Consider the following 18,463-nt stretch of genomic DNA (forward strand, 5'->3'; position numbering starts at 1 on the left):
GCAGCGAGCTCAAGCGCTGGCGTCGCTGCCGGCAGCTTCGGCCGTGGAGAAGTTCACGGCGCGGCCGGGAACAATGGTGGAGATGGCGTGCTTGTAAACCATCTGCGTGACGGTGTTGCGAAGCAGAACCACGTACTGGTCGAAGGATTCGATCTGGCCTTGCAGCTTGATGCCGTTGACGAGGTAGATGGACACCGGAACATGTTCGCGGCGAAGCGCGTTCAGGAACGGGTCTTGGAGGAGTTGGCCTTTGTTGCTCACGATATTCTCCGTGTTCGAAGAGTGTTGTTGTAAACCGACACCTTACCACAGTGTTTTGGGGCCCTTGTTCGCACAAGGGTTTTCCCGAAATCCCGTAGCTTGTTACTTGTCCTTGTCGGCAAAAGGATTATGAGAGGTTTTCAACTCGATCCGCAACGGCGTGCCGACCAAATTGAATTCCTTCCGGAATCGCCCTTCGAGGAAGCGCTTGTAGGCCTCCGTCACATGCTCGAGCGAATTGCCGTGTATGACGATGACCGGAGGGTTCATGCCACCCTGGTGCGCATAGCGCATCTTGGGGCGGTAGATGCCCGTCTTCTTGGGCGTCTGGAACTGTACGGCCTCCATCAGCAGGCGCGTGAGCACCGGCGTGGGCATCTTGCAGGTGGCAGCCTTGTGCGCCTGGATGATGGAGTTCCACAGCGGACCCAGGCCCTGGCGCTTTTCCGCCGAGATGAAATGCATGGGAGCGAACTTGAGGAAGGACAGGCGCGTCTCGATCGAGCGCTCCAGCATCTGGCGCTGGTAGTCGTCCACCGCATCCCATTTGTTCACGGCCAGCACCACGGCACGGCCGCTTTCCAGCACGTAGCCGGCAATGTGCGCATCCTGGTCGGTCACGCCCTGCGTGGCATCGATGAGCAGCAGCACGACGTTGGCGCTTTCGATGGCCTGCAGCGTCTTGACCACGGAGAACTTCTCGATGGCCTCGAACACCCGGCCCTTGCGGCGCAGGCCTGCCGTGTCGATCAGCTCGAACTTCTGACCGGCGCGCTCGAAGGGCACCGAGATGGCGTCGCGCGTGGTGCCCGGCATGTCGAAGGCGACCAGTCGCTCCTCACCCAGCCAGGTGTTGATCAGCGTGGATTTGCCGACGTTGGGGCGCCCTGCCACGGTGAGGCGGATGGGCTTTTGGGCCACATCGTCGAAGGGGTCATCTTCCTCGGGCTCGGGCAGGTTGAGCTGGCCCAGGGCCAGGTCGAGCAGGTCGCGCACGCCCTGCCCGTGTGCCGCGGAAACCGGCAGCACATCGCCCAGGCCCAGTTCGTAGAACTCGGTCAGCTGCACGCCTTCCTTCATGCCCTCGGCCTTGTTGGCCACGAGCACGCAGGGCTTGCCCAGCCGGCGCAGGTACTTGGCGATGTCGTGGTCCTGGGCGGACATGCCCAGGCGCGCATCGACAACGAAGACAACGACGTCAGCCTCGGCAACAGCCTGCTGCGTCTGGCGCGCCATCTCCTTGAAGATGCCGCTGGATGCATCTGGCTCAAAACCGCCGGTATCGATCACGATGTACTCGTGCTTACCCTGGCGGCCCTGTCCATAGTGGCGGTCACGCGTGAGGCCCGCGAAATCCGCGACGATTGCATCCCTCGACTTGGTCAGCCGATTGAACAGCGTCGATTTGCCCACATTGGGTCGCCCTACCAGGGCAATAACTGGCTTCATTCCCGAAAATACCTATCAATCCGGCCTGAAGCCGTACACAGTTCCGCTGCGGCTTACCACCACCAGCGTATTGGCAGCCGATACCGGGGGCGAGGCCACGCCGGAGTCGTCCGTCTTCAATCGTGCCAGCGCCTGTCCGTCCGTCTTGGACAGCAGGTGCACCACACCATAGTCATCACCAAACACCACCGAGCGGCCCAGCATCAACGGCGCCGTCAGGCGGCGGTGCTGCAGCTGGTCGATGGACCACACGCGCGAGCCGTCGCCGCGGCGCCAGGCCTGGACGGTGCCATTGCTCTCGGCGCCGAACACGAAATCACCATCGCCGTCGATGCCATCGGCACCCTTGGACGGCTGGGTCCAGCGCACCGATGCGTTTTGCGTATCCACACAGCCCACGGCAGCCTGGAAGGCACGCGCGCAGACGCTGTCACCGACACGGCTGACGCGGCCCACGAGGTCCACCAGGCGCTCCACGTCATTGGTGCCGCGCGGGCTGGCCAGCGGGGCCTCCCAGCGCACGGCGCCGGTGTCGGGATCGATACCCACCATGCGGCCCGACAGGCCGGCCACCAGCGTGTTGCCCACGGCGATCAGCACGCCGGGCTGGCGCAGCACCAGGGGCTCGCCCGGGCGCTGCGCGGTCCACAGCTTGCGGCCGTTGGCGGCATCGAAAGCGGCCAGCGAGCGGTCGGCTGCCAGCACGAAGACGCGGCCTCCCGCCACCAGAGGCGGCGTGTAGGCGGCTGCGGGCAGCGGCTGCTTCCACAGCTGCTTGCCTTGCGAGTAGACGATGACCTGGTTGCTGCGCGTGAGCACGGCCTGGCGCTCGGCGTCACCGCCCACGCCTGCGGTCAGCGGCTCGCCAACAGTGAAGCGCGACAGCTGGCTGCCGTTGCGTGCATCGAGGGCCGTGACGCTGCCGTCCTTGGCAGCGATCAGCAGCGTGTCGCCCTGCACATGGATGTCGGTGGCCAGCGGCACTTCGGCGCCGAGCTTGGCGGTCCAGGCCTGGTGCACGGCCAGCAGGCCGGGGTTGGCACCCAGCTCCTGGGGCTTGGGCTTGGTGTCGCTGCTGAACCACGAGGACACGGTGGAGCAGCCACCCAGGGCACCGGCCAGCAGGCCCAGAGCCATCCAGCGCGCAACGCCGCGCGGGCGCGAAATCGCCATCAATTGATCAGTCGAGGTTTTCAAGGTTGCTTCTCCGAAGTCGACGTCTTGGCCTGTGCCAGCACGGTGGGTTCAGCACCCAGCGCATTGAGCTTGAACTCGATCAGACGGCCATAGTCCACACCCTTGTCCAGGGCGGCATGGGCGCGCTGGTAGGCGTCAATGGCCTCGGCCTGCTTGCCCTGGGCCGCAAGAATGTCGCCACGGCGATCGGCCACGATGCCGGCGAAGGATTCGGGCATGCTGCCTTCCAGCGCCTTGAGGGCTTCGTCGTATTGCTTTTTCTGCTCCAGCACGGCGCTCAGGCGCAGCTTGGCCAGGGCCTTGTAGCCTTCGTCGCCCTTGTCGGCCACCCAGCTCAGGGCTGCCTTGGCGTCATCGAGCTTGCCTTCGTCCACTGCAGCCTTGGCCAGCAGCAGGCCGGCCTGGGCCGCCTGCGTGGTGCCGGCGTACTTGTCCTTGAGATCGGCGAAGGCCTGGCCGGCGCGCGCCGCGTCCTTGCCAGCCAGCGCCACGTCAACGGCATGCGCCAGAGCGGCAGCCTGCGTGGCCTGGCGCTTTTCCCAGTACTGGTAGCCATTCCAGCCGGCAAAGCCGACGAAGATGACCACGAGCACGCCGGTGATCAACGTGCCCCAGGTATTCCAGAAATGCTTGAGCTGCTCTATCTGCTCTTGTTCTTCGAGATCGAAATGGTTTGCCATGGATCGCCTGTGTCGCTTTATGTATGGAGGTCGCCGCTGGAGCGGTCGCTTGAAAAGCTGCGGATGCTGGTCAAACCGCCGATTGTAGGGTGGCAGCCCATTGGGCCGCATCAGCCAGGGCTTGCTGCACCTGCTGGCCCGCGCCGTCGCGCAGCGACTTGACGGTGACCAGGCCCTGCTGCAGCTCATCGGAGCCGAAGATCAGCGCGAAATGCGCGCCGCTGGCATCGGCCTTCTTGAACTGCGACTTCATGCTGCCCATGCCTTCGGCGCTGGCCGCGTGCATCTGCACGCGCACACCGGCCTCACGCAGCTGCTGCAGGGTGCGCAGCGCCACGGGCATGGCGGCCACGTCGGGGACGATGGCGTAGGCATGCAGCGTGGGCGCGGGAATGTCGGTGCCGAGCTCCTTGACGAGTTCCAGCACACGCTCCACACCCAATGCCCAGCCCACGGCAGGCGCGCTCTTGCCGCCCACCTGTTCGATCAGGTAGTCGTAGCGGCCGCCCGCGCAGATGGTGCCCTGCGAGCCCAGCATGTCGGTGATGAACTCGAACACCGTCAGGTTGTAGTAGTCCAGGCCGCGCACCAGGCGCGGGTTCACGGTCCAGGGCACGCCGTTGGCGTCCAGGATGGCCTTGAGCCCGTCGAAGTGGGCCAGCGAGCCCTCGCCCAGGAAGTCCAGCAGGCGCGGCGCGCCGTTGACCATGTCCTGCATGGCGGGGTTCTTGGTGTCCAGCACGCGCAGCGGGTTGCTGTACATGCGGCGCTTGGCCTCTTCGTCCATCACGTCCTGGTGCTGCTCCAGGTAGGCGATCAGGGCCTGGCGGTGTGCCTGGCGCTCCTCAGGCTGGCCCAGGCTGTTGATTTCCAGGCGCCACTGGGTCAGGCCCAGCTGCTTCCACAGGGAAACGGCCAGCATGATGAGTTCGGCATCGACATCGGGGCCGGCAAAGCCCAGGGCCTCGGCGCCGATCTGGTGGAACTGGCGGTAACGGCCGCGCTGCGGGCGCTCATGGCGGAACATGGGGCCCATGTACCACATGCGCTTGCCGCCGTCGTACAGCAGATTGTTCTCGATGGTGGCGCGCACCAGGCTGGCCGTGCCTTCGGGGCGCAGCGTCAGGCGCTCGCCGTTGAGCTTGTCCTCGAAGGAGTACATCTCCTTCTCGACAATGTCCGTCACCTCGCCGATGCCACGAACGAACAGCTGCGTATGCTCGACGATGGGCGTGCGCACGTTGCGGTAGGCAAAGCGCGCCATCAATTCACGCACCTGCGCTTCCAGCCATTCCCAGCGAGCGGACTCGGCGGGAAGAATGTCGTTCATGCCTTTGACGGCGGAAAGTTTTTCGGGTTTGGCCACGTTGTTCTCGTTCGATGAATGCTCGGAAACAGGCGCTGACCCCGCTTTTTTCGCCCATACTCTCAACGCCTGTTTCGCGTGAGAGCCAATGAGGCAAAGCGTGGTGCGCTATCTATTTTGCAATAACTGCAATGCTCGATGCAGCCGATCAGGCGGGTGCAGCGGCGGTGGCGCCATAGGTGCGCGCCACATAATTTTCGACCAGTGCCTGGAATTCCTCGGCAATCCGCTCGCCGCGCAGCGTGAGCGCCTTTTCCCCGTCGATGTAGACGGGGGCGGCGGGCGCCTCGCCCGTGCCGGGAAGGCTGATGCCGATGTTGGCGTGCTTGCTCTCGCCGGGACCGTTGACGATGCAGCCCATCACGGCCACCTTCATCGCCTCGACACCGGGATACTTCATGCGCCACAGCGGCATCTGGCCACGCAGATAGTCATCGATCTGCTTGGCCAGTTCCTGGAAGGTGGTGCTGGTGGTGCGGCCGCAGCCCGGGCAGGCCGTGACGCTGGGCACGAAGATGCGCAGGCCCAGGGCCTGCAGGATTTCGGAGGCGACCACCACTTCCTGCGTGCGCGCTTCGCCGGGCTGGGGCGTGAGCGAGACGCGGATGGTGTCGCCAATGCCTTCCTGCAGCAGCACGGACAGCGCGGCGGCCGAGGCCACCGTGCCCTTGGTGCCCATGCCGGCTTCGGTCAGGCCCAGGTGCAGCGCATAGTCGCAGCGCTGCGCAAGGGCCCGGTAGACCGAGATCAGGTCCTGCACGCCGCTGACCTTGCACGACAGGATGATGTTGTCGCCGTTCAGCCCCATGGACTCGGCCAGGCGCGCGGAATCGACGGCCGAGGAGATCAGCGCCTCGAACATGACCTGGCGCGTGTCCCAGGGCTGGGCGCGGCGCGAATTCTCGTCCATCAGCCGGGCCATCAGTTCCTGGTCCAGCGAGCCCCAGTTGACACCGATGCGCACGGCCTTGTCGTAGCGGGCCGCCGCCTCGATCATCTGGCCGAACTGCTTGTCCTTCTTGTCGCCCTTGCCCACGTTGCCGGGGTTGATGCGGTACTTGGACAGTGCCTCGGCGCAGGCCGGGTATTCAGTGAGCAGGCGGTGGCCGTTGTAGTGGAAGTCACCCACCAGCGGCACGTACTCGCCCATGCGGTCCAGCTGCTCGCGGATATAGGGCACGGCGGCGGCCGCCTCGGGCGTGTTGACGGTGATGCGCACCATCTCCGAGCCGGCCTGGGCCAGTTGGCGCACCTGAATGGCCGTCTCGACCGCGTCCACCGTATCGGTGTTGGTCATGGACTGCACGCGCACAGGCGCATCGCCACCCACGGTGACGACGTTGTTGCGCCAGACCACACGGGCCTGGCGGGACTTGCGCGGCAGCGGCGAGGCAATCGCTATCGGCTGCTGCGTGATGGGGAGATCTTGCACGGTCACTTCACCTCAAAGCGGGCCACATTGTCGCGGGTGGTCTTGGCGACTTCCAGCAATTCGCCACGCACACGTACCTCGGTGCCGCTGGCATTGCCGACGATGACCGACAGCGGCAGCGCGCCCTCGGCGCCAATGGATTCACCGGCCGCCAGCGTCTTTTGCAGCACCACGCGGCCGCTGGAATCCTTGACCTGCACCCACGATTGTGCGTTGGCCTTCATGACCAGCACGCCACCAGGCGTTTGCGCCGCAGTGGCTGCCGATGTCGCTGCGGCGCCCTCGGCAGGCGCATCGGCGGCAGGGGCAGCAGGCGTTGTGGTGGACGCAGGAGCCGGAACGGCTGCCGCTGCAGGCGCTGAAGTTGCCGGTGCAGAGGCAGATGCGGGTGCAGGTGCAGATGCAGCCGGCACATCGGCCGGCGTCGTCGCCGCAGGCGCAACGGGCTCCTGGGCGGCCACGGGCTCGGACACAGTCCCTGCAGGCTGCACCAGGGCAGCGGCATCGGAAGCGCCGGCCTGCGGCTCTTCGGCGTCGCCTTCATGCTTGGGCAGGAAGTAGACGGCAGCGGCAGCAGCCAGCAGCAGCAGCACGATGATGGCCACCTTGCGCGAGCCGTTTTCACGTCCCAGCGATGTTCCGGTGGCCTTGAAGGAGCGCTCCTTGAACGTGGCGTTGATGCTGCCGCGATCATCGGCCAGGCTCTTGAGCTGGGTGCGCGGCAGCAGGGCCAGCACCGATGCCGAGTCCATGCGCAGCGTGCGGCAGACGCTTTGCGCCAGGGCCCGCATGAAGACATGGTCCTGGAATGCGGCGTAGTCATCCGCCTCCAGCGCCTCCAGCTTGGGGGCTGGCACCTTGAGTGCCGCCGCCAGCCCGGCCAGAGACAGACCCGCCGCCTCGCGCGCCTGGCGCAGCAGCGTGCCCGCCGTCATGGAAGTTTGTGCGTTCTCGCCTTGCGTACCTGCTTCGTCATGCACCGCCAACACCTCACTCATTGAATGCTCCACGCTCGTAGGCCAGCCATTGGCGGGACTCGGGGAAGCGCTGGTGCAGCTGGTCAGCCAGCTGCCGCATCGCTGCAGATTGCTGCAGCGCCCTCTCTATCTTGATCCCCAGCCACAGGCTTTCCGCATTGGACTGGGGACTGCTGTTCAGGCGCCGGATGTAGAACTGCGCCCTCTTGGCGTCGCCGCCCTGCAGCATCACGTTGCTCAGGTGGTAGGCGATCACCGGGTTGGCGGGATCGAGTTCATAGCCCTTGAGCAGCGCCTGCTGGGCCTCGACCAGCAGGCCGGCCTGCTGCAGGCACAGGCCCTTGGCCATCCAGGTCTTGGGGCGCTCCAGGTAGCCGGGCTGGGCCAGGGCCTTGTCCAGCCATTCCTGGGCTTGCGCGTATTGCTTGCGCTGGCACAGCAGCCAGCCGTAGTTGTGCTGCAGGTCGCCGTCCTGGGGACGCAGCGACATCGCCTTGCGCAGGCTGGCGTCGGCCTGGTCCCAGTCCTGGTTGCGCATGTAGATCAGGGCCAGCAGGCCGTAACCGTCGGCGGAACTGGGGTCAGCGGCCAGCGCCTGGTTTACCTCTTCCAGGGCCACATCGATGCGGCCAGCCTGGAAATAGGAAGCCGCCAGCTCCAGGCGGATGCTTGCGCGGCGGCGGGGATCGGCCTCGGCGGCAGAAGCCATCGAGGCATTGGAGACGGAGGAAGCGTTGCCGGAGCCAGAATTCGTCGGGGGCACCAAAGGCTGCTTGCCTGCGCAGCCCGCCAAGAAAAGAACCAGCGCGGGCACTGCCCAGCGCATGCCTGTACCGAAATCCCCCGTTCGCAGCCGCCGAGCCACTGACTTCATGAACTGTCCTTTGTTCCGTCGGGGCATGCCAGGCATGCCCCAGGTCTTCTCAAGGCACCTGCTTGAGAACAATGGTGCGCTGCCTGGCCATGCGCTCGGCAGCGCGCGTGCGGTCCTTGACATCGCCAGCCAGCTGTCCGCAGGCTGCGTCGATGTCGTCGCCACGTGTCTTGCGCACCGTGGTCACGATGCCGGCATTGCTCAGCAGGCTGGCGAATTCCGTCACCCGCGCTGCGGGTGAACGCAGCAGCCCCGAGGCCGGGAACGGATTGAACGGAATCAGGTTGAACTTGCACCAGCTGCGGCCATCGCCACGCGCGCGGACCAACTCTATCAGTTGGCGCGCATGCTCAGGCTGGTCATTGACGCCATCGAGCATGCAGTATTCGAACGTGATGAAGTCACGGGGCGCGAATTCCAGGTAGCGCTCGCAGGCATCGAGCAGCTCGTGGATGGGGTACTTGCGGTTCAACGGCACCAGCGGGTCGCGCAGCTCGTCATTGGGCGCATGCAGCGACACGGCCATGGCCACGGCGCAGTCCTGGGACAGCCGGTCGATCATCGGCACCACGCCCGAGGTGGACACGGTCACGCGGCGGCGCGAGAGGCCGTAGCCATGGTCATCGAGCATGGCGCGCAGCGCCGGCACCAGGGCCGTGTAGTTCTGCAGCGGCTCGCCCATGCCCATCATCACCACGTTGGAGATGACGCGCTCGCCGCCCGTGCCCAGGCGCTTGCGCAGCGCATGCTCGGCGTACCACAGCTGGGCCAGGATCTCGCCCGTGCTGAGGTTGCGGCTGAAGCCCTGGTGACCCGTGGAGCAGAAGCGGCAGCCCACGGCGCAGCCCGCCTGGGACGACACGCACAGCGTGCCCCGGTCATCTTCGGGAATGAAAACGGCTTCGACGGCATCGCCGCCTCCCACGTCGAACAGCCACTTGACTGTTCCATCGGCAGACACATGCTCGGTCAGAACCGGCAGGGCCGTGATGTGGGCACACGCCTTGAGCTTTTCGCGCAGGGACTTGGCCAGATCGCTCATCTGGTCGAAGTCGCTGGCGCCTCGCTGGTGGATCCAGCGGAACAGCTGCGTCGCGCGGAAACGCTTCTCGCCGAGTTGCTCGCAGTAAGCGGCAAGTCCGTCGAGATCAAAATCTAGCAAATTGGTATTCATGTCGGCAGGCCGGTGCCACGCCGCTCTCGGCTCTTCCGCGGCAGGCACGGCCTGCACCGGACAGACCATGACGGCCGCGGAAGACGCGGGGATTAGCGCGAGTAGACGTTCATGCCGGGGAAGAAGAAAGCCACTTCCACGGCTGCAGTTTCAGCGGCGTCAGAGCCGTGCACGGCGTTGGCGTCGATGCTGTCGGCGAAGTCGGCGCGGATCGTGCCCTTCTCAGCCTTCTTGGGGTCGGTGGCGCCCATCAGTTCGCGGTTCTTCAGGATGGCGTTCTCGCCTTCCAGAGCCTGGATCATCACGGGGCCGGAGACCATGAAGTCCACCAGGTCCTTGAAGAAAGGACGCTCCTTGTGGACGCCGTAGAACTGCTCGGCTTCGCCGCGCGACAGGTGCACCATCTTGGCAGCGATGACCTTCAGGCCAGCGCCTTCGAAGCGTGCGTAGATCTGGCCGATCACGTTCTTGGCAACGGCGTCGGGCTTGATGATGGAAAGAGTGCGTTCGATGGCCATTTGAATGGTTCCTAATCAGGGTTACTATGGATTTTTGTCAATTGGACAAAACCGTTGATTCTAGCTGTGCCATCAAAGTCCTTGATGACATGGTGCTGCCAAATGGCAGGCTTACAGGGCGGGCCGACCACCTCTGGATGAACCAGAAGGCGGACGGCCCGGCCGCCTTTCAGCGGCGTCCTCCCGGCTTGCGCTTGGCGTTCTGGCGTGCACGCGACAGGCTGTCGGAGCCGATGTAGCCCACCGATGTACGCATCGGATCGGGCTGCTGGCTGCCGCCGCCCTTGCCCCGCCCGCCTGCACCGCCCTGCCCCTTGCCCTGTCCCTGGCCGCCGTCAGCCTTGCCGCCCTTGGCGGCAGGCTTGGCACGCGGGCCGTCGAGCATGGCGTTGGGCGCCGGGCGATTGCCGTCGAAGTAGCGGCCGCCGCCTTCGCGGCGAACGGTATTGCGGTCGGCCGGGCCACCACGGCGGCCTCCGACCGGTGGCTTGGGTGCAGCGGGCGCACGCGCCTGCATGCCGGCTGCCGAAGCCAGGGACTGGATATCGGCCTGGTCCAGCTCCACCCAGGCGCCGCGCTTGAGGCCGCGCGGCAGCACCATGGCGCCGTAGCGGATGCGGATCAGCCGGCTCACGGCATGGCCCACCGCCTCGAACATGCGGCGCACTTCGCGGTTGCGGCCTTCGGAAATGGTCACGCGGTACCAGCAGTTGGCGCCTTCACCACCGCCGTCCTCAATGGAGCCGAAGGCGGCCACGCCGTCTTCCAGCTGCACGCCGTCGGTCAGGCGCTGCTTTTCTTCCTTGCTGAGCGCACCCAGCACACGGGCTGCGTATTCGCGCTCCAGGCCGAAGCGCGGGTGCATCAGGGAGTTGGCCAGCTCGCCCGAGCTGGTGAACAGCAGCAGGCCTTCGGTGTTCAGGTCCAGGCGGCCCACCGATTGCCATTTGCCATGCTGCAGGCGAGGCAGCTTGCGGAACACCGTGGGACGGTTTTGCGGATCGTCATGCGTGACGACCTCGCCCACGGGCTTGTGATAGGCGATGACACGCGCCGGCGGCGGGTCGATGCGAAAGCGGATGGGCTGGCCATTGACCTTGATCTGGTCGCCGAACTGGATGCGCTGGCCCACGTGGGCAGGCTCGTTGTTGACCGAGATGCGGCCTTCAAGAATGAGCTGCTCCATTTCGAGGCGCGATCCCAGCCCGGCCTGGGCCAGCACCTTGTGCAGCTTGGGCGAATCGACCTGGGGCAGCAGCACACGCTTGGCAGGCGCGGCATCGTCGCGTTCTTCGGCGGCGTCGAGTTCGCCCGAGATGACGTCCGCAAAACCGTAGCCTTCGACAGACCCTGAGTCGGTCGGCTCTGATGCATCAGCCGGCACCAGCTCTTGCACGGTGTCTTCGGCATGCACCGCCTCGGCGGCCGGACGCGGCTTGCGCACAGGCTTGGCGCCGGGCCGCGCCCCGGCCTTGGGAGCGCGCGAGCGCGCAGGGCGGGCCTTGCGCTGCGCGCCGGCCTCATCGGACGCCGGCTGGGCGTCCTGGTCTTTGGAGATATCACTACCCGTCATGGCTTTCCTTCTTCGGCCTGCTTTGCAGTGCCGTCCGTATCCGTTGTATCCGCTGTATCCGTTGCGTCTGTTGTCTCTGCCGCATCCGCTGCGTCTGCCGCATCCGCTGCATCCGACAGGTCTGCTGTATTTGCTTGAGCCGTATCTGCTGCCATTGCGGCATCTGCCCCGTCCGATTCCGTGGCATCTGTCTCGCCCTGGGGCTCTTCGGGCAAGGGAGCGTCACCGGCTGGCGCGGCCTCGTCCGCTGCCAATTCCTGCGCACCCGACTCTTCCAGCGCCTTGAACAGGCTTTGCTGGGATTCGGGCTCCTCGAGCATGGGCAACTGGTCCAGCGACTGCAGGCCCAGGTCGTCCAGAAACTGGCGCGTGGTGGCGAACAAAGAGGGCCGGCCCACGGTTTCCCGGTGGCCAATGACCTCGATCCATCCCCGGTCTTCCAGTTGCTTGATCAGCAGGCTGTTGACCGTCACGCCGCGTATGTCCTCGATGTCGCCACGCGTCACTGGCTGGCGGTAGGCGATGATCGCCAGCGTCTCCAGGGTCGCGCGGGTGTAGCGTGGCGGCTTTTCGGGATGTAGCCGGTCCAGATAGACCCGCATCTCGGGCCGGCTCTGGAAGCGCCATCCAGACGCCACCTGCACCAGCTCCACACCCTTTTGCGCCCAGTCTTTCTGCAGGTCCAGCAGCAGGTCCTTCAGCGTGTCGGAGCCCAGCACGTCATCGAACAGCGAGCGCAGCTCACGCAGCGTGACAGGCTGCGGCGCACAGATCAATGCAGTTTCCAGGACCCGCTTGGCATCTACCGTATTCATGGCTCAGCGTCTCGGGAACAAAGGCGCGCGTGCCACCAGAGGTGGCAGCCAGGGTGCGCCGAATCAAAGAAGAGGAAGCAAGCGCTCCACGGATGCCATGCGAGAGATGGTCAGAGGCTTTCGGCGGGATTGTAGCTCAGCCCCCAATTTTCCAGCGCCTGTGCCATATCGGGCGGCAGCGGCGCGCGCAGCACCAGGGCCTGGCCTGTCATGGGATGGGTGAAGGCCAGCCGGAAGGCGTGCAGCGCCTGGCGCGCCATGCCGCCAGCCTCCTTGCCGCCGTAGACGGCATCGGCCACCAGCGGGTGGCCCAGCGATGCCATATGTACGCGGATCTGGTGGGTGCGGCCCGTGTGCAGCGTGCAGCGCACCAGGCTGACTTCCTCGTTGCCGGCCAGCAGGTCGATGTCGGTGCGCGCGGTCTTGCCTGCATGCTGCGCCAGATCGACCACGGCCATGCGCAGGCGGTTGCGCGGGTCGCGGCCGATGGGCGCATCGACCTCGCGGCGCTTGCGCGGGCCCCAGGCCTTGTGGGCCAGCGCCAGGTACTGGCGGCTGACATCGCGCGCGGCGATCATGGCCACCAGCGCGTCCATGGCGGCGCGGCTGCGCGCCACCACCATGAGTCCGCTGGTGTCCTTGTCCAGGCGGTGGACGATGCCGGCGCGCGGCACCTCCCGCGCCTTGGGGTCGCGCCCCAGCAGGCCGTTGAGCAGGGTTCCCGTCCAATTGCCCGGAGCCGGGTGCACGACCAGGCCAGCCGGCTTGTTGACGACCAGCAGGTGCTCGTCCTCATACACCACGTCCAGCGCCATGTCTTCGGGCTGGAAGGCCATGCTCTGCTGCGTGGGCCGCATCTCCAGCACCATCCGGTCACCGGCGGCCACCTTGGTGGCCGGCTTGACCAGCACACGCCCATTGAGCGTGACCGCGCCCTGCGCCAGCAGTTGCTGCAGATAGCTGCGGGAGAACTCGGCCACGCATTCGGCCAGCACCTTGTCGGCGCGCAGGCCGTGCTGCGCCGGCGGCACGGTGATCTCGCGCAGCTCGGCCGCGGCGGCCTCGACCTCGCCGCCTTCGGCCTCGTCCTCGACCGGCTCCCACGGCGATTCGCCGGGCGCAGAAGAAACAAGCCCCTGCGGGGCAGGGGCTTGTCCGGTTTGCCTGGTACTGCGGCTCATCAGCGCGAAGGCAGGTAGCGCGAAGGATCGACAGGCTTGCCCTGGCGACGCACCTCGAAGTGCAGCTTCACGCGGTCCGCGTCGGTGCTGCCCATCTCGGCGATCTTCTGGCCCTTGCGCACGGTCTGGTCTTCCTTGACCAGCAGCGTCTGGTTATGCGCGTAGGCCGTGAGGTAGGTGTTGTTGTGCTTGAGGATGATCAGGTTGCCATAGCCACGCAGGCCGGCGCCGGCATAGACCACGCGGCCATCGGCAGCGGCCATCACGGGATCGCCGGCCTTGCCTGCGATGTCGTAACCCTTGTTGCGCGCCTCGTCAAAACCGGCGATCAGGCTGCCCGATGCAGGCCAGATGAAGTCCACATCGTCGGCGCCCTTGCCGGCTGCGGGTGCAGGGGCGGGTGCCGGGGTCGGTGCGGGTGCAGGCGTTGCCGAGGAGCCGCCCGACGATGCCACGGGCGGCAGCGGCGTTGCCACCACGGGCGAGCCGCTGGGCGTGGAGGAGGCAGTGGACGAGGGGCGCGTGCCGACGCTGTCCGAGCTGGTCGGCGGCACGACACGCACCACCTGACCGACTTCGATCAGGTTGGGGTTCTCCAGATTGTTCCAGCGCGCGATGTCCTTCCAGCTCTGGCCGGTTTCCAGGCCGATGCGGATCAGCGTGTCACCGGGCTTGATCGTGTAGTAGCCGGGCTTGCCGGCGTTTTCGACGCCGGGCAGCGGCTTGACGGCTGCCGATGGCGAGGAAGAGGTGGAGGAGGTGGTGGTCGTTCCACGGTCCTCCACGGGAGCCCTGTTCACTTGGGATGTGCAGCCTGCCAGAACCATGCCGGCCAGCACCACCGTTCCCCAAGCCCCAAGACTTCGCGATACCAACATAAGTTATTCCCTTCTAGGCGATGCCCGATTTTAGGGGGACAAAGTTCACAGCCTCCAAAATCGACTGCGTAAACCCGTGTGAACTCTTGTCAATCACCAGCAGTGCCTGCTTACCACCCGTAACCACCATGGGGGCGACAAGCCGCCCGCCCACGGCCAACTGGTCGCACCAGGCCGAGGGCATGCTCTCGCCGCCAGCGGCCGAGATGATGCCCGCATACGGCGCGCCGCTGCCATAGCCTTCCATGCCATCTCCAAAGATCAGATGGACATTGGTCAGCCGCCAGGGCCGCAGGTTGCTGCGCGCTTTCTCGTGCAGGCCGCGCAGGCGCTCGATCGAATAGACCTCGCGTGCCACGCGGGCCAGCACCGCCGCCTGGTAGCCGCAGCCCGTGCCGATTTCCAGCACGCGGCCCAGGCCCGACTTCGCGGCTTCCGAACCCAGCAGCAGCTCGGTCATGCGGGCGACCACGCTGGGCTTGGAGATCGTCTGGCCCAGGCCAATGGGCAGACTGGTGTCTTCATAGGCCTGGTTGACCAGGGCGCTGTCCACAAAGCGGTGGCGCTCCACCGATCCCATGGCGGCCAGCACGGCCGGCGACTGTATGCCGGTGGCAGCCAGCCGCTGCACCATGCGGGCGCGAACGGCGGCCGAGTCCAGGCCGATGCCCGAAGGCTGTTGCGGGGCACGGGCACCGGCCGGCGCCAGCGCAGAGCGCGCAGGCGCCGCGCGCGAGGCCGGCGCAGGGGTCTGCACCGAGCGCGCCACCCACGAGGGAACTCCGGGACGGCGCTCGCTCACGGTTGCACCGCCCCGCCCTGGCCGGCCGACGCCAGCCTGGCCGCCGTCTGTGCCCAGTAGCCCAGGTTGTCGTGGTCGGTCAGGTCCACCTTCAGCGGCGTGACGGACACATGGCCGTGCGCCGTGGCGTGGAAGTCCGTGCCCTCCGAGTCATCCTTGGCCGCGCCTGCGCTGCCTATCCAGTACATCATTTCGCCGCGCGGGCTCTCCTGGGTGATGACGCGTTCGGCCGCATGGCGGCGGCCCAGCCGGCACAGCTTGAGGGGCTTGAGCGCGGACAAGGGCATGTTGGGAATGTTCACGTTGAGCAGCCAGGGCGACAGGCCGATCAGTTCCTGCGATTGCATGTCCATGACCAGCTGGCGCGCAGCGGCGGCAGCGGCCTCGATCTCGGACCAGCCCTTGTCCACCTGCGAGAAGGCAATGGAGGGAATGCCGAACAGAAAGCCCTCCATGGCGGCGCCCACGGTGCCGGAATAGATGGTGTCGTCGCCCATGTTGGCGCCGTTGTTGATGCCAGAGACCACCAGGTCGGGCCGGTAGCCCAGCAGGCCGGTCAGGGCGATGTGCACGCAGTCCGCAGGCGTGCCATTGACATAGCGAAAGCCGTTGTGGGCCTGGTGCACATACAGCGGCGCGTTCAGCGTCAGGGCGTTGGACTTGGCACTGTTGTTGTGCTCCGGTGCCACCACCTCGACGTCTGCCACCGTGCGCAGCGCCTCGTACAGGGCCTGGATGCCGGGCGCCTGGTAGCCGTCGTCGTTACAAATGAGAATCTTCATGGATACAGCAGGGATTGCGGGCGATTGTAGGCGGGCGTCTCGTCGCCCGAGGGACAGGAGGCATTCCCACCACACTCCTATCATCGGCCAGGCATTCAATCACAGGAGACAACCACCATGCACGCTTGGCTTTGCACCACGCCCACAGGCGTCGATCAACTGCAGTGGACGCAGCTGCCCACGCCCACGCCGGGCCCGGGGCAGGTACTGCTCGAAGTGAAGGCGGCCAGCCTGAACTTTCCCGATCTGCTGATCGTGCAGAACAAGTACCAGATGAAGCCTGAGCTGCCGTTCGTGCCGGGCTCGGAATACGCGGGCGTGGTCCAGGCCGTGGGTGAGGGCGTGAGCCACCTGGCCGTGGGCCAGCGCGTGGCCTGCCTGTCGGGCACCGGGGGCTTCGGCACCCATACGCTGGCGCCGGCCGCGCTTTGCATGCCGCTGCCAGACGGTTTCAGCTTCGTCGATGCTGCGGCCTTCATCATGACCTATGCCACCTCGCACCATGCGCTGATCGACCGCGGCCAGCTGCGCGCGGGCGAGACGGTGCTGGTGCTGGGCGCGGCGGGCGGCGTGGGCACGGCCGCCATCCAGATCGCCAAGGCGGCGGGTGCGCGTGTGATCGCAGCGGCCTCCACCGACGAAAAGTGCGCGCTGTGCAAGGCACAGGGCGCCGACGCCACCATCAACTACAGCCAGGGCGATCTGCGCGCCGCCATCAAGGAAGCCACCGACGGCAAGGGCCCCGACGTGGTCTACGACCCCGTGGGCGGCGACTTCGCCGAGCCGGCCTTCCGCTCCATCGCCTGGCGCGGCCGCTATCTGATCGTGGGCTTTGCCGCAGGACCGATTCCTGCCCTGCCGCTGAACCTGCCGCTGCTCAAGGGCGCATCGCTGGTGGGCGTCTTCTGGGGCGAGTTCTCCCGGCGCGAACCCAAGGCCAATGCGGCCATGATGCAGGAGCTGGCGCAGTGGTACGGCCAGGGAAAGATCAAGCCCGTGATCGACCGCACCATGCCCATGGCCGAGCTGCACGCCGCCTATGCGCGCATGGGATCGCGCCAGGTGCAGGGCAAGCTGGTGATGGTCAACGAGCAGTGAACCGGGCGCTGGCCATGCCACACTGGAGGGCATTGCATTCTGAAACAACTGCCCACCCATGGCCGAGCGCTCCGCTTCCGAACTGGCACGCGAAACCCTGCGGCAACTGGCGCTGAACCGCCTGCCGCCCACCCCGGAAAACTACACCCGCCTCTATGAACAGGCGGCCGGCGAGCCCGGCCCCGCCAGCTTTCCCCAGGGCCCGCTGCGCCATGTCCATGCGCTTTTGCCAGCGCAGACGCCCGGACAGAAGCGCCTGCGCGACCAGTTGGGCGCCGCCATAGAGCGCAGCGACTGGCAAGGGCTGCAGCAGGTCATCACCGCCTATGCCAACGCGGCCCTGCAGCCGCCTGCCCATGAGGCCAGGCCCGTGGAGCTGCCCGTGCCGCCGCCCGTCCAGGCCCTGCCCGACGACCTGACCCAGCAGTTGGCGCGGCGCTTCGAGGCCTTGTCCACGCTGCTGGACACCCAGGACACCAAAACCGGGCAACTGCACCAGCAGCTGATGGAGCAGCTGCAATCGCCGCCCGTGGATGCCAAGGCCCTGGCGCGGCGCCTGCACGACCAGCACTACCAGCTGTCGTTCGCCATCGCCGACCAGCTTCAGGTCCTGCAGTTGATGCAGGAGTTGCTGCAGACCCTGGTCCAGCACCTGGCCCAGGACCCAACGCATGGCAGCTGGCTGGTGCAGCAGCTCACGGCCATCGAGCAGGCCATCACCCCGCCGCTTTCGCCCGCGCCCCTGGCCGATGCACGGCGCGAGCTGCAGACCGTGATCCACCGGCGCCTGCAGTTGCAGGACGGCATGGCCGCCGCGCAGCAGGCGCTCAGGGACATGCTGGGCGGCTTCGTGCAGCACCTGGCGCAGATCACGAGCAGCAACGAAACGCTGGGCGCCCGCATGGAAGAGGCGGCACGCCAGCTGGACGGCATCCAGCGCCTGGAAGACGCAGCCCCGCTGCTGCAGCAGGTGCTGGAGGCCACGCGCACCATGGCCGCCGGCAGCCGCGTGGCCCAGGAGGAGCTGCAGGCGCTGCGCGCCCATGTCGATGCCTGCGAGGCCCGCATCGAAACACTGCAGCAGGAGCTGGACGAGGCCGCGCGCCGCGCACGCCACGACCCGCTGACCGGCCAGCTCAACCGCCTGGGCGTGAGCGAGGCACTGGACCGCGAGGTGGCACGCGCCCAGCGCCATGGCCAGCCGCTGAGCGTTGCCCTGGTCGATATGGACGGCATGCAGGCCCTCAATGCCGAGCTGGGGCATGCCATGGGCGATGCCGCGCTGGTGCATGTGGCCCAGCTGGCGCGCCAAGGGCTGCGCCCGGAAGACGTGGTGGGCCGCTATGAAGGCCAGGCCTTCGTGCTGCTGCTGCCGCAGACCCCGGAGACGGCGGGCGCCCAGGCGC

General features: G+C 66.5%; 18 protein-coding genes. 2 read left to right on the forward strand and 16 right to left on the reverse strand.

Annotation, left to right across the window (positions count from 1 at the left end):
- Positions 1-9: 9 nt before the first annotated feature.
- The 16 genes from hfq to surE all read right to left on the reverse strand — a co-directional run bounded on the left by hfq (position 10) and on the right by surE (position 15,959).
- Positions 10-261 carry an RNA chaperone Hfq gene (gene hfq, locus INR38_RS15025; RefSeq protein WP_012206813.1) on the reverse strand — a complete coding sequence of 84 codons (252 nt, stop codon included), beginning with the start codon at positions 259-261 and terminating at the stop codon, positions 10-12.
- A 102-nt stretch (positions 262-363) separates the two neighbouring features.
- Entirely contained in the window at positions 364-1,710 is a 1,347-nt protein-coding gene (gene der, locus INR38_RS15030) for a ribosome biogenesis GTPase Der (protein WP_012206814.1), read from the reverse strand.
- A 15-nt stretch (positions 1,711-1,725) separates the two neighbouring features.
- The gene (bamB, locus tag INR38_RS15035; protein ID WP_207442388.1) at positions 1,726-2,883 is read right to left on the reverse strand and encodes an outer membrane protein assembly factor BamB; all 1,158 of its coding nucleotides are present in this window, start codon (positions 2,881-2,883) and stop codon (positions 1,726-1,728) included.
- A gap of 20 nt (positions 2,884-2,903) precedes the next feature.
- Positions 2,904-3,587, reverse strand: coding sequence for a tetratricopeptide repeat protein (locus tag INR38_RS15040; protein ID WP_207442301.1), 684 nt, complete (start codon positions 3,585-3,587; stop codon positions 2,904-2,906).
- A 70-nt stretch (positions 3,588-3,657) separates the two neighbouring features.
- Positions 3,658-4,917, reverse strand: a complete 1,260-nt coding sequence (gene hisS, locus INR38_RS15045; protein WP_216595210.1) for a histidine--tRNA ligase — start codon at positions 4,915-4,917, stop codon at positions 3,658-3,660.
- A 184-nt stretch (positions 4,918-5,101) separates the two neighbouring features.
- Entirely contained in the window at positions 5,102-6,385 is a 1,284-nt protein-coding gene (gene ispG / locus INR38_RS15050; RefSeq protein ID WP_012206818.1) for a flavodoxin-dependent (E)-4-hydroxy-3-methylbut-2-enyl-diphosphate synthase, read from the reverse strand.
- 2 nt (positions 6,386-6,387) lie between these two features.
- Complete coding sequence (locus INR38_RS15055; RefSeq protein ID WP_063325332.1) at positions 6,388-7,383, reverse strand: RodZ domain-containing protein; 996 nt, start codon at positions 7,381-7,383, stop codon at positions 6,388-6,390.
- Entirely contained in the window at positions 7,376-8,272 is an 897-nt protein-coding gene (pilW, locus tag INR38_RS15060) for a type IV pilus biogenesis/stability protein PilW (protein WP_315530164.1), read from the reverse strand. The genes INR38_RS15055 and pilW overlap by 8 nt, the downstream gene beginning before the upstream one ends.
- Positions 8,273-8,285: 13 nt before the next feature.
- Positions 8,286-9,410, reverse strand: coding sequence for a 23S rRNA (adenine(2503)-C(2))-methyltransferase RlmN (gene rlmN / locus INR38_RS15065; protein WP_034396288.1), 1,125 nt, complete (start codon positions 9,408-9,410; stop codon positions 8,286-8,288).
- Positions 9,411-9,502: 92 nt separating this feature from the next.
- Positions 9,503-9,928 carry a nucleoside-diphosphate kinase gene (ndk, locus tag INR38_RS15070; RefSeq protein ID WP_012206822.1) on the reverse strand — a complete coding sequence of 142 codons (426 nt, stop codon included), beginning with the start codon at positions 9,926-9,928 and terminating at the stop codon, positions 9,503-9,505.
- 169 nt (positions 9,929-10,097) lie between these two features.
- Entirely contained in the window at positions 10,098-11,501 is a 1,404-nt protein-coding gene (locus INR38_RS15075) for a pseudouridine synthase (RefSeq protein ID WP_207442300.1), read from the reverse strand.
- Positions 11,498-12,316 carry an SMC-Scp complex subunit ScpB gene (scpB, locus tag INR38_RS15080; protein WP_207442299.1) on the reverse strand — a complete coding sequence of 273 codons (819 nt, stop codon included), beginning with the start codon at positions 12,314-12,316 and terminating at the stop codon, positions 11,498-11,500. Before scpB ends, INR38_RS15075 begins: the two co-directional genes overlap by 4 nt.
- Positions 12,317-12,426: 110 nt before the next feature.
- Positions 12,427-13,497 (reverse strand): RluA family pseudouridine synthase, encoded by a 1,071-nt coding sequence (locus INR38_RS15085; RefSeq protein ID WP_034396294.1) that lies wholly within the window; start codon positions 13,495-13,497, stop codon positions 12,427-12,429.
- Positions 13,497-14,375: a peptidoglycan DD-metalloendopeptidase family protein gene (locus INR38_RS15090; RefSeq protein ID WP_207442297.1), complete on the reverse strand. Its 879-nt coding sequence runs from the start codon at positions 14,373-14,375 to the stop codon at positions 13,497-13,499. Before INR38_RS15090 ends, INR38_RS15085 begins: the two co-directional genes overlap by 1 nt.
- Before the next feature lie 13 nt (positions 14,376-14,388).
- Complete coding sequence (locus INR38_RS15095) at positions 14,389-15,177, reverse strand: protein-L-isoaspartate(D-aspartate) O-methyltransferase (RefSeq protein ID WP_065346020.1); 789 nt, start codon at positions 15,175-15,177, stop codon at positions 14,389-14,391.
- Positions 15,174-15,959, reverse strand: a complete 786-nt coding sequence (surE, locus tag INR38_RS15100) for a 5'/3'-nucleotidase SurE (protein WP_043782596.1) — start codon at positions 15,957-15,959, stop codon at positions 15,174-15,176. Before surE ends, INR38_RS15095 begins: the two co-directional genes overlap by 4 nt.
- Before the next feature lie 117 nt (positions 15,960-16,076).
- Between surE and INR38_RS15105 the strand changes: the two genes are divergently transcribed.
- Both INR38_RS15105 and INR38_RS15110 read left to right on the forward strand, forming a co-directional pair.
- Positions 16,077-17,057 carry an NADPH:quinone oxidoreductase family protein gene (locus INR38_RS15105; protein ID WP_012206829.1) on the forward strand — a complete coding sequence of 327 codons (981 nt, stop codon included), beginning with the start codon at positions 16,077-16,079 and terminating at the stop codon, positions 17,055-17,057.
- Between the two features lie 58 nt (positions 17,058-17,115).
- On the forward strand, positions 17,116-18,463 hold a 1,348-nt coding region (locus INR38_RS15110; RefSeq protein ID WP_207442294.1), incomplete at its 3' end, for a GGDEF domain-containing protein.

The organism is Delftia sp. SD018, assembly GCF_017355445.1.
GTDB lineage: Bacteria > Pseudomonadota > Gammaproteobacteria > Burkholderiales > Burkholderiaceae_C > Comamonas > Comamonas acidovorans.